We start from the raw sequence: 15,657 nt of genomic DNA on the forward strand, positions 1-15,657 counted from the left end.
ATGCATATACTGATACTTCCCATGTACTACCCGGAACCGGGAGCCCCTCCGCACAGGGGCTATATGTTCTATGAACAAGCCATGCAGATAGCCCGGTCGGGCTATAGGGTGGGGCTTGCCTATACCGAGCAACGCCTGCCCAAAGAATTTACCTGGAAAACATTCTGCAAAGAGAATCATTTCCAGATAACCGAAGAGGACAACGGAACCTTCATCACCTTGCGCATGCATGCCTGGAACCCGAAGTTATCCACCCGTGCGGGAGGTTTCATCTGGTCGCTGCTGACACTGCTGCTGGTACGCAGCTACATCCGCCGCTACGGCAAGCCGGACATCATACATGCCCACTTCGGCACATGGGCGGGATACGCGGCCAACCTGGTCTATAAATGCTACGGCATCCCTTATGTGATAACGGAACACGCTTCTTCCATCAACGGCGGGAAGGTGACGCCCGGACAAGCGGCCACACTGCGGGCAGCCTACAAAAATGCACAGAAGGTTATCTGCGTAGGCACGCTGCTGAAAAAGAATCTGACTCCCTATCTCGAACATCCCGATAAAGCGGTCGTAATACCGAACTTTGTCGATATCGGCACTTTCCGCCAAAGCGGCCACCGCACGGAGAAAGAAAAGAAATTCACCTTCGTCAGCATAGGCAACCTGAGCAAGCGAAAAGGATTCGGGGAACTGCTGGACGCCTTTGCGCAGAGTTTTCACAACCGTCCTCACGTATCTCTTGTCATTGCCGGAGACGGGGAAGAGCAAGCCAATCTGCAAGACAGGATACGCACCCTCCGGCTGGAACAGCAAGTCACCCTGGCAGGACGCCTCTCCCGAGAAGAAATCGCCCTGCTGCTGGCAAGCAGTGACGCCTTTGTGCTGGCCTCCCATGCAGAAACCTTCGGGATTGTCTTCATAGAAGCCATGGCCACCGGAATGCCTGCCATCGGTACCGTCTGCGGAGGACCGGAAGACATCATCACTCCTGAAAGCGGTTATCTCATCCGTCCCGGTGATGTAGAGGCGCTTGCCGGAAAGATGTGTGAAATTTATGATAATTATGAACAGTTTGACAAAGAACTCATCCGGCAATCCGTTGCCGGGCGGTTCGACTTCAAACTGGCCGGACAAAAGTTGAAAGAAATCTATCAAAGCATCGAAAGGACAAAGAAATGAAAGTAGCCGTGATCGATTGCTCCGTCTCCGGACACAGGGAGACGTACTATAAAGAATTTACCCGCACGTGGGTGGAGCTTGGACAAGAAGTACTGCTGATTGCCCCGCAAGACTCCGGTACCGGAAGCATAGCCTCCTTCAGGAAGATAGACTCCCGGCCGCTGCTTCCGTTGCCCGCAGGACAACCGCTGAAAAAGAAAGCCGTGGTTTTGCAGAATGCCCTCATACGCCTGAGAAACCTCGCATCCATACACAAGCAACTGGATGATTTTCGTCCGGACCTGGTTTATTTCCCCTGCCTGGATGATATACTGCCCACATTGGCTCCCATGATGCTCTTCAACCGGCTGCTGCCCTATACATGGAGCGGGTTGCTCGTCCAGTCGGCCCTGCCGCCCCACAAACCGGGCCTGCCGGATGTACGCCCTTTTTTGCGCAGCCGCCATTGTTGTGGAATCGGAGTACTGAACGAATACTCCATAGATGCACTGAAAGCTTTCCAGCCTCACGTACGTCAAATGCCGGATTTTGCAGACTTAACGGCGCCCAACGACCAATATCCTCTGCTACAGGCCCTGCAACAAAAGGCAAACGGAAGGAAAATCATCTCCCTGTTAGGCTCCATCGGCACCCGCAAGGGTATCAGCCTTCTTCTGGGTACCATCCCCTTCCTGCCCGAAGAAGAATATTTTTTTCTCATTGCCGGCAAATCCTGGCTGACCGATACGCAGACCCGGGAATTAAAAGCCTTCGAGAATACCCGTACCAACTGCCTGTTCTCATTGGAGCATATTCCTGACGAAGCATGTTTCAATGCGCTTGTGGCTGCAAGCGACGTACTCTTTGCCGCCTACCGCAACTTTACAGGCAGCAGCAACCTGCTGACCAAAGCCGCCGCCTACAGCAAGCCCGTCATCGTTTCCAGAGGCGCATGCATGGGCCAACGGGTCAGCGACTATGGCACCGGCATTGCCATACCCGAAAATGATGCGGAAGCCTGCCGGACAGCCATCATACGCCTTTGCCGGGAAGGTGCTCCCAAGCCGGAAAACTTTGCATCATATGCCTCCGTGCACAGCCGCCGGAAGTTGCCGGACGCCCTCCGGGAACTCATCACTCATCACTAACCACTAATGACCAATCACGATATGAAAGTTCTTTTTACATTCGGTGGAATACCGCATTACCTTAACGCCCTGCTGAACAAGCTGCATGGAAAAGGAATAGAAATTACAGTCGTCACCCCGCAAAAAGGGAATGCCACCATCGGTAAAGGGGTAAAGATGGTGGAAGGCGGTACATACAGGCATCTTATGACGCCCGAGAAGAAGATGTTCTATGGAAAAAGTGCTTACCCCGCCTTGCCGGACATCCTCCGTCAGGAACAGCCCGACATCATTGTCATGGGCTGGCCCTATTTCCTGCAAATATTCTTCCAGCCACGTTTAAGAAACGCCATGAAAACATGCGGCACCCGGCCGGTTATCCGTGAAATACCTTTCCAGACCCCTCCATACGGCAGGATTAAAGAATATTTCCGCACCAACCCCATGTACGATGAAAGCATGCGGCTGATGAGCCGGGGCACCGCATTCTACCTCCGCCAATGGTTCACCGCCAAAGTAAGGAAGTATTGCTACGCACAGGTAGCGGGTACCCTCAATTACTCGACTGCCGCCTACGACATCCTGCCTTCCTACGGAGTGAAAAAGGAACAGATACACGTTACTTACAACTCTACCGACACCGAAGCACTGCTACGCGAGAAAGAAGCCGTACTGGCTGCCGCGCCGTTATTGCCGAAATCGGAAAGACGGCTGCTGCATATCGGACGTCTGGTGAAATGGAAACGGGTAGATTTGCTGATTGATGCTTTTGCCCGCATAGTCAGCCGGTATCCCGACGCCGAATTGGTCATAGTAGGGGACGGCCCCGAACTGAACAACCTGAAACGGCAGGCGGAAGAACTTAAACTATCAAAGGAGACCATCCGCTTCATTGGCGCAGTCTATGACCCCAAAGAGCTGGGAGCTTATATGAATGAATCGACTGTCTATGTATTGGCCGGCATGGGAGGCCTTTCCATCAACGATGCCATGACCTACGGCCTGCCTGTACTCTGTTCCGTATGCGACGGTACGGAACGGGATCTCGTTACCGACGGAGTAAACGGGCTTTTCTTCCAAGAGGGCGACGCGGAAAGTCTGGCCGAAAAAATAGAAACATTATTCGCCTCCCCCGCCCGGTGCAAGGAAATGGGCCGGGAGTCCGAAAGAATTATCCGGGAAAAGATAAACATAGAAACCGTAAGCGAACGGTACCTGGAGGCGTTCAAGGAAATGAAGAAGCTGTCCGGGAAGTGATCTTTCTGCATGAAGCCATATCAACAGCCTGCCTGCATGCCCCCGGCCAGCGCTTCTACGATCCGTTCGCAAGCCTTTCCGTCTCCATACGGATTATGTGTTTCGGACATTTGGCGGTAGATATCCTTATTCCGCAACAGTTCCGACACGTTTCCAACGATAGTCGCCGCATCGGTACCCACCAGCCTCACCGTTCCAGCCTCTACAGCCTCGGGGCGTTCCGTGGTATTGCGCATCACCAAAACAGGCTTTCCCAAAGAAGGAGCTTCCTCCTGCACGCCTCCACTGTCCGTCAGCAGCAACATGGAGTGCTGCATGGCGTAGATGAAAGGCAGATAATCGAGCGGTGAAATCAGATACACATTCTCCAGACCGGAAAGCAACTCATAGACGGGCTTCTGTACATTGGGGTTCAAATGTACCGGATATACGATATCCAGTTCGGGGTGCAAGGCGGCAATCTCTTTAATGGCCTTACAGATATGCAGGAAACCATCTCCAAAATTTTCCCGGCGATGCCCGGTCATCAAGATATAAGGACGATTGCCCACGGTATATCCTTTCGCCCGGAGTTCCTCATGCAGCTGTTCCTGCACTCCCGGCTTTCCGGCAATGATATCCACCGCCATCAACAAGGCATCAATAACGGTATTGCCGGTCACATATATCTTCCCGGCCTCCACATTCTCACGCAGAAGGTTCCGGCGGGATCTTTCCGTAGGGGCAAAATAATAAGTGCAGATGCGGTCGGTAACCTGGCGGTTCATTTCCTCGGGCCAGGGAGAAAGCATGTCGTAAGTACGCAACCCCGCCTCTACATGTCCTACGGGAACCTGTTGATAGAAAGCCGCAAGCGAGGCAGCCATCGAAGTGGTGGTGTCGCCGTGCACAAGCACTACATCCGGACGGAAGTCTCTAAGCACGTCACGCAGTCCCAGCAGCACCTTGGAAGTGATGTCATAAAGATCCTGGTTGGGAGCCATTATATTCAAGTCATACTCCGGAGTAATCTCGAAGACTTCCAACACCTGGTCCAACATCTGACGGTGCTGGGCAGTGACACAGACCTTCGTCTCAAAACGGGCGGTGTCCTTTTGCAGGGCTTTGACCAACGGAGCCATCTTAATGGCTTCGGGGCGTGTCCCGAATACTAACAATATTTTCTTCATAATTGAAGCCTCCCCCCAGGGCGCTATTTAAGTTTCTCTGTCATTTTAAGATTCTTATATATATCCAAGCAATCGTGGTTGGAAACCTTGTTGCCGCAAGCTCATCGGACACCGCAGAAATCAAGCTCCAGCTTCTCCGCATCCCGCGGAAGCTCCACAAAAGGAGTATGCCGGACAAGCCACACAATGATATCAGCCTTCCGGTACGCTTCTTTATAGTCCGTAAGGTGGAAACTGGCATGGGATGTTATATTGGGCTCCACAATCAGGACGTCGGCACGGCTTTCGCTGACAATGCGGGAAGCGATGTACTTGGCCGGAGATTCGCGAAGGTCGTCGATATTCGGTTTGAAGGCAAGCCCCATGCAGGCCACTACCGGTTCGCGTTCGTTCTTTTCGACGAAATGCTGGCAAGATTCCAGTACTTTGTTCGCACACCAGTCGGCCTTATAATCATTGGTTTCGCGGGCGCGCTTGATGAGCTGTGCCTGTTCGGGATAGTCGGAAACGATGAACCAGGGATCTACGGCTATGCAATGCCCCCCTACACCGCAACCGGGTTGCAGGATATTGACGCGGGGATGCTTGTTGGCAAGCTCTATCAACTCCCATACATTGATGCCGGCCTTGTCACAGATCATGGAAAGTTCATTGGCAAAGGCTATCTGGGAATCACGCGAAGAGTTCTCCGTCAGTTTGCACATTTCGGCCGTACGGGCATTGGTACGGTGCAGCCTGCCCTGTACGAAGGCTGAATAAAACTCCACAGCCTTGTCGGTGGATTCGGGGTTGATCCCCCCGATTACACGGTCATTGTGCACCAGTTCATGAAGCGTATTGCCCGGCAAGACCCGCTCGGGACAGTAGGCAATATAGATATGGCCTTTCAATTCGGGACGTTGCTGGAATATCAAGTCAGCCATACGCTCGGTAGTGAAGACCGGAGAGGTGGATTCAATCACAAACAAGTCTCCCGGTTTCAAGCAAGGGATGACGGCGCGCGTAGCCGACTCCACGTATGTGACGTCCGCACGGTGGTTCTGCTTGAAAGGAGTGGGTACCACCACGAAGAAAGCATCGGCAGTTTCCGGTTTCGACACGGCCCGCAGACGCCCGCTTTGCACAGCTTCCTTGACAATTTTGTCCAGGTCCGGTTCCACAATGTGCACCTTTCCCTGGTTGACAGTTTCCACAACCGCAGGATTCACATCCACTCCCACCACCTCGTAACCGTGATGGGCAGCGACTGCCGCCGTAGGCAGACCGATGTATCCCAAGCCTAAAAAAACAACCTTCTTCATATCTTGACAATCTATACTTATAAGTGCCGCAAAAGTACAAATAATATGTGACTTTGCACCGTTTCTCCACGAAAACCACTACTTTTGCATCAACATTCCGAGATCCTTAAAAGAACAATGAGAGTACTATTAATCAATACGTCCGAACGTATCGGCGGAGCAGCCATCGCCGCCAGCCGCCTCATGGAATCACTGAAAAACCACGGCATCAAGGCCAAGTTGCTGGTACGCGACAAGCAGACAGACCAGATTACCGTCGTGTCACTGAACCAGAACTGGCGCATGGTCTGGAAGTTCGTGTGGGAACGTATTGTCATCTGGAAAGCCAACCGTTTCAAAAAGGACAACATCTTTGCCGTAGATATAGCCAACACGGGTACGGACATCACCACACTGCCCGAGTTCCAGCAAGCGGACGTCATCCATCTCCATTGGATAAACCAGGGAATGCTGTCACTGAAAAATATCGAGAAAATCCTTGCATCCGGCAAGCCCGTGGTCTGGACCATGCACGACATGTGGCCGTGTACCGGCATCTGCCATCATGCCCGCGAGTGCACCAGCTATCAGGAAGAATGCCACAACTGCCCCTTCATCCATGGCGGCGGGAGCAGAAGGGACCTCTCCTACCGCATCTTCCGGAAAAAGCAGGACTTGTATAAAGGCAGGCACATCAGCTTCGTGACATGCAGCCACTGGCTGGAAGAGCGTGCCCGGAAAAGCGCCCTTTTCTGCGGGCATTCCATCACATGCATTCCCAATCCCATCAATACCAACCTCTTCAAGCCCCGCAACAAGAAAGACGCCCGCAGCAAATGCCTGCTCCCGCAGGACAAGAAACTCATGCTGTTCGGCTCCGTCAAGATCACAGACAAGCGGAAAGGGATTGATTACCTGATGGAGTCGTGCAGGCTACTGGCGGAGAAACATCCCGAACTGAAGGAGCAGTTGGGCGTGGCAGTCTTCGGCAACCATGCCCGGCAACTGGAAAACTCATTGCCTTTCAAGGTCTATCCGTTGGATTTCGTCACTAACGAACACCAACTCGTGGATATCTACAACGCCGTAGATATCTTTGTCACCCCGTCTCTGGAAGAGAACCTGCCCAATACCATCATGGAGGCCATGGCTTGCGGCATCCCCTGCATCGGCTTCAACGTAGGCGGCATCCCGGAGATGATAGACCATCTGCACAACGGATACGTGGCACAGTACAAGTCATCTGAAGACTTTGCCAACGGCATCTACTGGACGCTGACCGACCCGGATTATCCGAACCTTTCCGAACAAGCCTGCCGGAAAGCCGTCACCCATTATTCGGAGAGTACCATTGCCAAGAAGTATATAGACCTTTACAATAAAGTGACCGGAAGAAATGCATAATCATCTTACACCGAAATTCAGCGTCATCACCGTGACCTATAACGCCGAAGCGGTATTGGAAGATACAATCCAGAGCGTTATCTCACAGACTTACCACCATGTGGAATATATCATTGTGGACGGTGCGTCCAAAGACAATACCCTTTCCGTCATCAACCGCTACAAGGAACATATCTCCCGCATCGTGAGCGAACCGGACAAGGGCTTGTATGACGCCATGAACAAGGGTATCAAACTGGCAACGGGAGATTATCTTTGCTTTCTCAACGCCGGCGACAGTTTTCACGAAGACGATACCCTGCAACAGATGGTGCACTCCATCACCGGAAAAGAACTGCCCGACATCCTGTACGGTGAAACGGCATTGGTAGATAAGGAGGGGCATTTCCTCCGCATGCGCCGCCTCTCGGCCCCCCAAGCGCTTACCTGGAAAAGTTTCAAGCAGGGCATGCTGGTCTGCCACCAGGCATTCTTCGCCAAAACTTCCCTGGTGGAACCCTACGACCTGCAATACCGCTTTTCCGCAGACTTTGACTGGTGCATCCGTGTAATGAAAAAAGCACGGACTTTGCACAATACCCATCTTACCATCATCGACTATCTGGAAGAGGGAATAACTACACAGAACCGGAAAGCATCGCTCCGGGAACGCTTCCGCATCATGGCGCGGCATTATGGATGGCTCAGCACAACGGCACATCACGCATGGTTCGTACTGCGGGCGGTATTGAAAAAGTAAAAGAGCTCTAAACTACAAACTAAAACCGTTCTAATTTGCCTGCGTTTTGCCGTCCTATCGGCAAGGTTTTGCCTGTTCGGTGGCAAGGTTTCGCCTATTCGTTGGCAAAGTTTTGCCAAAGCGGTGGCAATTCTTTGCCAAAGCGGTGGCAAAACTTTGCCAAAAGGATGGCAAGCTTTGGCAAAATAGAGTCCTGTAATATAAGGAAATAGCTTCTGAACTTGACGCTTCCAGTTGGCTGCTTCCTTTCCAATCCGTAGAATGGGTTGACTTAGTTAAGGCCGTAATATCCGCCGCAGCTCCTTAACCCCTTCCGAAGCCCCTTTCCCAATGACATGTATTTTCCTCATGGAATGCGTATCCACCGGTTTCGGATCGATAAGATAAACCTCTGCCTCACGCGGCACGTAGTTTAAAAGCCCAGCCGCCGGATACACATTCATGGACGTGCCGATGATGACAAAAATAGCTGCTTTCTCCACATACCGAATGGCCGTCTCAATCTCGGGCACCGCTTCGCCGAACCATACGATGAACGGGCGGAGCTGTGAACCGTCACCCGCCTTATCGCCCAGTTTCACTTCATATTCCTCCGGCTTCAGTTCCTTGACGAAGTGCGGGTTGTAAGGGTCGCGGCTGGAACAGACCTTCGTCAGCTCCCCATGCAGATGTATCACCTTCGCGCTTCCCGCCCGTTCGTGCAGATTATCGACGTTCTGGGTTACTACAGTTACATTAAAATCCTTCTCCAGCCCGGCAATTCCAACGTGTCCTGCATTCGGCTCAACGTCCAACAGTTGCTTCCGGCGCTCGTTATAGAAGTTGATGACCAATTCCGGATTGCGGGCATACCCCTCGGGGGTAGCCACCTGTTCCACCGGATACTTGTCCCACAATCCGCCTGCGTCACGGAAGGTACTGATACCACTTTCGGCGCTCATCCCGGCACCGGACAAAATAACCAAGTTCTTCATTTCCCTACTCCTCCCCTTACTATTATTAATTACATTCTCTCACAAAAATACAAAAGATAGCTCAAGTTGGTACATAAATAAGAAAAATTAAATAACGAAAAGTCTTATCATTCAAATAAAAGACTTACTTTTGCCATTCGTTAATTTGCAACAGACTGGAAAAGAATCACTCCGGTCGCCAACAAAATCATTTTATGGATAAATTCAGTTACGCTATCGGCCTTGGAATAGGTCAGAATCTTTTAAGCATGGGTGCTAAGGGCATCGCAGTAGATGACTTCGCACAAGCAATCAAAGACGTGTTGGAGGGCAACCAGACGGCAATCAGCCACACCGAAGCCCGCGATATAGTAAATAAATACTTCGCCGAACTGGAGGAGAAAATGAATGCCGCCAACATCGAGGCCGGCAAAAAATTCCTGGAAGAGAACTCAAAACGCCCGGGCGTCGTCACATTGCCCAGCGGACTTCAATACGAGGTCATCAACGAAGGAAATGTAGGACACTACGCCAAGGCAACCGACCAGGTGCAATGTCATTATGAAGGCACCTTGATTGACGGGACCCTGTTCGACAGCTCCATCAAACGCGGACAACCCGCCACTTTCGGCGTGAACCAGGTTATACCGGGATGGGTAGAAGCCCTGCAGCTGATGCCCGAAGGAGCCAAATGGAAACTTTACATTCCCTCCGACCTGGCATACGGCGCACAGGGAGCAGGTGAAATGATTCCTCCCCACAGCACACTCGTATTCGAAGTAGAACTGATGAAAATTTTATCTAAATAAAAAACAAGTAAAAGCAAAATGAAAAAAGTAACATTTCTTATGGCTCTTGCAGTAGCTGCCGGCCTGGCATCCTGTACTGCACAAAGTCCGAAAGCAAATCTGAAAACAGACGTTGACTCACTGTCCTACGCTTTCGGTATGTCACAGACTGAAGGTATTGAACAGTATTTCATGCAACAGGGCATCGACTCTACCCAAATGGCAGATTTCCTGAAAGGTTTCAATGAAGGCGCCACCAAACTGGGCAAGAAAGATGCCGCATACATCGCCGGTCTCCAACTTGGACAAATGGTAAGCAAGCGTTGGGTAGAAGGTCTCAACCAGCAGATCTTCGGTACAGATTCTACAAAAACCATCAGCCGCGAAAATCTGTTGGCAGGTTTCGTTGCAGGTGTAATCAACAAAGGCGTGATGAGCAAAGAAGAAGCCCGTGCCTTTACCCAGACTTCAATGGACGCCATCAAGGAAAAAGCAAACGCTGAAAAATACGCTGACAACAAAGCTGCAGGCGAGAAATTCTTGGCTGAAAACAAAGCCAAGGAAGGCGTTGTAACAACTCCGAGCGGCTTGCAGTATAAAATTATCACGAAAGGCAACGGTGCCATCCCCGCCGACAGCAGCAAAGTGAAGGTAAACTACAAGGGTACTTTGATTGACGGAACCGAGTTCGACAGCTCTTACAAGCGCAATGAGCCTGCTACATTCCGCGCCAACCAAGTAATCAAAGGCTGGACAGAGGCTCTGACCATGATGCCTGTAGGTTCCAAGTGGGAACTTTACATCCCTTATGACCTGGCATACGGCACAAGAGAAACCGGCGGCCAAATCAAACCGTATTCTACGTTGATATTTGAAGTAGAACTGCTGGGCATCGAGAAATAATCCGCCCCGTTTTTCTATCAGAACGTTATTTGAGGCGGGCAAGACAGATGAATCAAAATCATCAGTCTTGTCCGCCTCTTTTTTATCTTTTCCGCTTTTTTTCTTCCCTTTTCATAGATAAATTAAAATAAAGTTCTATATTTGCTTACTATTTGATAACAATAAGAACTTTACTTATTTACTATTATGGAAAAAATAGACAATCTTGACCGGCAGATTTTGGAAATCATTTCCCAAAACGCCCGTATTCCTTTTAAGGATGTAGCTGCTGAATGCGGTGTATCACGTGCTGCCATTCACCAACGCGTACAACGCTTGATTGACTTAGGAGTTATCATCGGTTCCGGTTACCATGTCAACCCCAAGTCCTTGGGCTACAGAACCTGCACGTATGTAGGAATCAAGCTTGAGAAAGGTTCCATGTACAAAGCGGTAGTGACCGAGATGGAAAAGATTCCCGAAGTTGTGGAATGTCATTTCACTACCGGTCCATACACCATGCTGACCAAAGTATATGCACGCGACAACGAGCACCTGATGGATCTGCTGAATAACAAGATGCAGGAAATCCCGGGTGTCACTGCCACTGAAACGCTAATTTCTTTGGAGCAGAGCATCAAGAAAGAGATACCTATTTGTCCTGAAAAGTAAAAACCGAGTTATTATAACCGATAGCTCACTACAATAAAAATGGATTTTTTGAACGAATATCATTTGTCAGGACTTGTCATCGGCATCTGCACGTTTCTCATTATCGGCTTGTTTCATCCCGTAGTCGTAAAGGCCGAGTACTATTGGGGCACCAAGTGTTGGTGGATTTTCCTGTTTTTGGGAATCGGTGGCCTCATCGCCTCCCTCTGTACGGAAAACATCATGCTGGCTTCCCTCTTGGGAGTATTTGCCTTCTCCTCCTTCTGGACCATCAAAGAGGTCTTTGAACAAGAGGAACGGGTAAAAAAAGGCTGGTTTCCCAAGAACCCAAAACGTACTTATAAGTTTTAAGGACAAAATCATAAGGATTTTTATTTGAAATCCTTGCATATATCAGTAGAAAACGCTACTTTTGTCCCCGCTATCCAAGCAAGGATACACCGGACTTGTAGCTCAGTTGGTTAGAGCAACAGACTCATAATCTGGAGGTCCCTGGTTCAAGCCCAGGCTGGTCCACTGATAAACTCCTGTAAATAAAAAGTTTACAGGAGTTTTTGTTTGTCTACACAGATGTAAATCTTACCTAAAATAATGCTTAAATAGCTGTTTGTTGTCCCATAGTTGTTCCCAAATTAAAGGATATAACATGCTGACATTCAAAGCAGAAGTACTAAAGAGTAAACAGAAAAGTGATGGTACTTATAATGTAAAGATTAGAATGACCTACAACAGAGAGGTCAAAAGGCTGGCTACTAATATATTTGTTAGGCAGGAAGATTTAACCAAATCATTCAAATTAAAGAACCCCAAATTCATTCAAGAGGCAGATGCCATAGTAAGACATTATCAAGAGATAAGTGCTAAACTACAACTTGATATAAACAATTATACCTTGGGGGATATTATGGCTCACTTGAAGGGAGAACAAAGAAAATCACAAGAAATAGACTTCATTCAGTTCAGCAGAGAATGGATTGCTTCTGCAACCATCAAAGGAGTTGAGAACTACACATCTGCCATAAATGCCTTTGTGAAATTTCTTGGAACAGACAAGTTAAATATTCACCAACTAACAATTTCTGTACTACGTGGTTTTATGGACCATCTTATTAAAAAGAGAGAGGAAAAAATTAGGATGCTCCAGAAACAAGGCAAAAGAATCCCATCTAACAGAATAGTCTCTTTGTATCTTGGTAGTATCAGGCACTTATTCAATGAAGCTACAAGAACATACAATGACTATGACAGGGATATTATACTAATCCCACACTCTCCCTTTGAAAATTTTAAAATTCCTAAGCAGGAAGCCACAAGAAAAAGGGCAATCTCTGCAAAAGAAATTTTGAAAATATATCAAATGCCTTACCAGCTTGATGCTAAGGGGAGAGAGAAAAAAGGAAGATTTAACCTTGCCAAGGACTGCTTTATTTTATCATTTGGCTTAATAGGTATGAACTCTGCTGATTTATACTCTTGTATAGACCTAAATAATGATGTTATCACCTATTATAGAGCCAAAACTACAGATAGAAGAAATGACAAAGCCAAGATGAAAGTCAAGGTATTACCAATCATCAAACCTTTGCTTGAAAAATACAGAGACAGGACAGGCAGGAGAGTATTCAACTTCTATCTGCACTACACTACTCCTGACAGCTTCAACAAAGCCATTAACTATGGTCTAAAACAAATAGGTGAGATTCTACACATTGATGATTTGGAGTACTACGCAGCAAGACACTCATGGGCTACTTTAGCAGTCAACAAAGTAGGCATAGACAAATACACAGTCCATTCAGCCCTCAACCATATAGATGAAGCAATGAAAGTCACAGATATATACATTGAAAGAGACTTTAAGATTGAGAACGAAGCTAATTCTAAAGTTCTTAAATATGTGTTTGGCAGTGGTCTCCAGAAGTAAGTAGGTTTAAAAGAATCTCTATGGTTTATTGGATTATGGAGATTCTTTACTATTTTTGTTATATCAATAATTTCCTAACATAATGGATATGGATTGTAAGGTAGATTTTATAGAAAAGAAGTGGTTACAGAGAAAATATCAACTTCAAAATTATTTTGCTTCTTTGGAACCTATACATACTATTGTCAGCTCTTTAGGTATTCAACTCAAATATTCTGGTTATTTTGCTATGATACCAAGTAACTTTGATATTGATGCTCATTTAGTAAATTATCCTTTGACAGATTACAAATTTATTGTAGATAATGCAGGACATATAAAATCGGTTAATTTGAATGGCACTGTTGGTGCAGTATTTGATAAGGATAGACTTATCTATATCATGAGTCTTGTTAGTTCCAGACCTGCTAAAAATAAAGATTCAATAACAGAGGATGGCTATGTTTTTATCAATTCCACCCTTATCAGGAGTTTTTTCAAAGACTATCTATCCTATCTTAACTACCTTGTATCAACTGATGTATTATGTACTGATGGACAATATATTAAAGGGAAAAAGTCTATAGGGTATAAGTTCACTGAAAGATATGAAAATGCATCATTGGTGAGATATGATTATCCAGCCTTTCAAGGAGAAGTAAAAACTATTCCATCAGAAGTATTTAGTGAAGAAGATGGCAAATTTATACCTAACACAGTGATGAGTTACCCTTATTTAACATATTGGTATGACACAAAAGAACTACATATAGATGAACAAGCTGCTGTAAATTATGCTCATACTATTATGCAAGATAAGTTCAATAAAGGTAGAGAGTATTGGGATATAAATAGAGACAAAAGTCATGGCAACTTTGTTAAAAGGAAATATCCTCTTACTCAGTATCATGCAGCACTATATAATATTAATAGTATTGCTCTTGGAGATTACAAGGTTTCCATTGATACTAATGTTCATAGATTACATTCAGTAATAACCAATTTGCAAAAGATATACCGTAGATTTTTAAATTACAATGGTGCTCCATTAGTTAATATTGATATTTCTAATAGTCAGCCTTATTTATTTTGCTTATTATTAAACCCCAGATTTTGGGATAAAAATTCTGATATACCTCTTAATATAGGTACACTCCCCCAAAATGTGCAAGATAAATTTAGTGAAGAACAATTAGAGGAAATCAAAACTTATGTTTCATTTTTAGATTGGAATGATTCTACATTAAGTGAATACATACAGAAAGCATCTCATGGAGAGATTTATGAATATATGATTCAAATTATCAACCATACTCAAAGGGTTAATTTGAGCAGGGATGATATTAAAGTTATGATACTTACTACTCTATTCTCAAAAAATAGATATATGCCAACATACAAGAAATATTTTAAAATGAATTTCCTTCCTATTTATGAACTAATAGAACTCACCAAAAAAGATGACCACACAGCATTATCTTGCCTTTTACAGAGTATAGAAAGTGAAATAATTCTACATAGATGTTGTAAAAGGATTTGGGAGGAAGGTAATCAACAAGTCCCTATTTTTACCATTCATGATTCAATTTGTACAGTAATGGAGTATGAAAGTTTTGTGAAAGAAATAATGATTCAAGAACTTTCCGATTCAATAGGATATATTCCGTTTATAAAAATAGAGAGATGGGGAGAGTATAGAAATGGGCAAGACAATTAATTTTAATGAAAAATTAGAATGCAAAGGTTATTGGTGGTTACCTAATAATCCCAATGAGACTATTGCAGGTGTATTAACTTACATTCCTAATGAAAAAATATTATTAGAATTGATAGGAACCTTTGATTCTAAGAAAGACTTTATTGATACATTTTTTTCGTCAAAGTCTGAAGATATTATTCATGGATTAACCTCTAATTCAGAAGAAATTACATTAGTAAATTGTCATCCCTCTGGAAGTTTGAATTTTGGTTGTCCTTTCCCAATTATGAAATATAGTTGTCAATTCCTTATTATAGGAAAACATCTTGATGAGTTCAAACAAAAATGTTTTTATAAAGCATATATAACCATTCCAGAATTGAGTTATTGGTGTTCTCCATGTGCTTTAACAACAACAATATCTATTGATAAAGATGATAATGATATTTCAACAACAACAATATCATTTAAATCAAAAAGTGTACTTATTAATAGTGTGTCAATAGATGATAATACAACAATAAAGATAGAAGGAGGAGTAAATTATGTTGGTGATTATTTTTCACCTAATATAAGGCAACATACTTATATTAACCTGTTGGCGGAATTAATTTAGTGCATACTTA

The 15,657-nt window shown here is 46.0% G+C and carries 15 protein-coding genes and 1 tRNA gene; 13 read left to right on the plus strand and 3 right to left on the minus strand.

Annotation, left to right across the window (positions count from 1 at the left end):
• The 3 genes from HMPREF9446_RS08685 to HMPREF9446_RS08695 are packed head-to-tail and all read left to right on the plus strand — an operon-like array spanning position 1 to position 3,542.
• Positions 1-1,179 (plus strand): glycosyltransferase family 4 protein, encoded by a 1,179-nt coding sequence (locus HMPREF9446_RS08685; protein ID WP_009125216.1) that lies wholly within the window; start codon positions 1-3, stop codon positions 1,177-1,179.
• Positions 1,176-2,306 carry a glycosyltransferase gene (locus HMPREF9446_RS08690; protein ID WP_009125217.1) on the plus strand — a complete coding sequence of 377 codons (1,131 nt, stop codon included), beginning with the start codon at positions 1,176-1,178 and terminating at the stop codon, positions 2,304-2,306. Before HMPREF9446_RS08685 ends, HMPREF9446_RS08690 begins: the two co-directional genes overlap by 4 nt.
• A gap of 21 nt (positions 2,307-2,327) precedes the next feature.
• Positions 2,328-3,542 (plus strand): glycosyltransferase family 4 protein, encoded by a 1,215-nt coding sequence (locus HMPREF9446_RS08695; RefSeq protein ID WP_039968844.1) that lies wholly within the window; start codon positions 2,328-2,330, stop codon positions 3,540-3,542.
• A 20-nt stretch (positions 3,543-3,562) separates the two neighbouring features.
• Here the strand turns inward: HMPREF9446_RS08695 and wecB are convergent, their stop codons facing one another.
• Together wecB and wecC are read right to left on the minus strand one after the other, a co-directional pair.
• Positions 3,563-4,711, minus strand: coding sequence for a non-hydrolyzing UDP-N-acetylglucosamine 2-epimerase (wecB, locus tag HMPREF9446_RS08700; protein WP_009125219.1), 1,149 nt, complete (start codon positions 4,709-4,711; stop codon positions 3,563-3,565).
• 101 nt (positions 4,712-4,812) lie between these two features.
• Positions 4,813-6,012: a UDP-N-acetyl-D-mannosamine dehydrogenase gene (wecC, locus tag HMPREF9446_RS08705; protein ID WP_009125220.1), complete on the minus strand. Its 1,200-nt coding sequence runs from the start codon at positions 6,010-6,012 to the stop codon at positions 4,813-4,815.
• Positions 6,013-6,129: 117 nt separating this feature from the next.
• On the opposite strand from wecC, the gene HMPREF9446_RS08710 reads away from it, so the two are divergent.
• Positions 6,130-7,395, plus strand: a complete 1,266-nt coding sequence (locus HMPREF9446_RS08710; RefSeq protein WP_009125221.1) for a glycosyltransferase family 4 protein — start codon at positions 6,130-6,132, stop codon at positions 7,393-7,395.
• A complete protein-coding gene (locus tag HMPREF9446_RS08715) occupies positions 7,388-8,134 on the plus strand; it encodes a glycosyltransferase family 2 protein (RefSeq protein WP_009125222.1) in 747 nt (248 codons plus the stop codon). The genes HMPREF9446_RS08710 and HMPREF9446_RS08715 overlap by 8 nt, the downstream gene beginning before the upstream one ends.
• A gap of 275 nt (positions 8,135-8,409) precedes the next feature.
• Here HMPREF9446_RS08715 and HMPREF9446_RS08720 read toward each other — a convergent pair whose 3' ends face one another.
• A complete protein-coding gene (locus HMPREF9446_RS08720; RefSeq protein WP_009125224.1) occupies positions 8,410-9,108 on the minus strand; it encodes an SIR2 family NAD-dependent protein deacylase in 699 nt (232 codons plus the stop codon).
• Between the two features lie 194 nt (positions 9,109-9,302).
• Between HMPREF9446_RS08720 and HMPREF9446_RS08725 the strand changes: the two genes are divergently transcribed.
• From HMPREF9446_RS08725 to HMPREF9446_RS08760, 8 genes are all read left to right on the plus strand, one after another.
• Positions 9,303-9,896: an FKBP-type peptidyl-prolyl cis-trans isomerase gene (locus HMPREF9446_RS08725; RefSeq protein WP_009125225.1), complete on the plus strand. Its 594-nt coding sequence runs from the start codon at positions 9,303-9,305 to the stop codon at positions 9,894-9,896.
• An 18-nt stretch (positions 9,897-9,914) separates the two neighbouring features.
• Positions 9,915-10,778: an FKBP-type peptidyl-prolyl cis-trans isomerase gene (locus HMPREF9446_RS08730; RefSeq protein ID WP_009125226.1), complete on the plus strand. Its 864-nt coding sequence runs from the start codon at positions 9,915-9,917 to the stop codon at positions 10,776-10,778.
• Positions 10,779-10,964: 186 nt separating this feature from the next.
• Entirely contained in the window at positions 10,965-11,429 is a 465-nt protein-coding gene (locus HMPREF9446_RS08735; RefSeq protein ID WP_009125227.1) for an Lrp/AsnC family transcriptional regulator, read from the plus strand.
• A 39-nt stretch (positions 11,430-11,468) separates the two neighbouring features.
• Positions 11,469-11,780: a DUF4491 family protein gene (locus HMPREF9446_RS08740; protein WP_009125228.1), complete on the plus strand. Its 312-nt coding sequence runs from the start codon at positions 11,469-11,471 to the stop codon at positions 11,778-11,780.
• A 91-nt stretch (positions 11,781-11,871) separates the two neighbouring features.
• Positions 11,872-11,945: transfer RNA gene (locus HMPREF9446_RS08745), tRNA-Ile, on the plus strand.
• 130 nt (positions 11,946-12,075) lie between these two features.
• Positions 12,076-13,353, plus strand: a complete 1,278-nt coding sequence (locus tag HMPREF9446_RS08750) for a phage integrase SAM-like domain-containing protein (RefSeq protein ID WP_009125229.1) — start codon at positions 12,076-12,078, stop codon at positions 13,351-13,353.
• 88 nt (positions 13,354-13,441) lie between these two features.
• Positions 13,442-15,049 carry a hypothetical protein gene (locus HMPREF9446_RS08755; RefSeq protein WP_245532260.1) on the plus strand — a complete coding sequence of 536 codons (1,608 nt, stop codon included), beginning with the start codon at positions 13,442-13,444 and terminating at the stop codon, positions 15,047-15,049.
• The gene (locus HMPREF9446_RS08760; protein ID WP_009125231.1) at positions 15,033-15,647 is read left to right on the plus strand and encodes an ApeA N-terminal domain 1-containing protein; all 615 of its coding nucleotides are present in this window, start codon (positions 15,033-15,035) and stop codon (positions 15,645-15,647) included. The genes HMPREF9446_RS08755 and HMPREF9446_RS08760 overlap by 17 nt, the downstream gene beginning before the upstream one ends.
• Positions 15,648-15,657 lie beyond the last annotated feature (10 nt).

It is taken from the genome of Bacteroides fluxus YIT 12057, from assembly GCF_000195635.1.
Lineage (GTDB): Bacteria > Bacteroidota > Bacteroidia > Bacteroidales > Bacteroidaceae > Bacteroides > Bacteroides fluxus.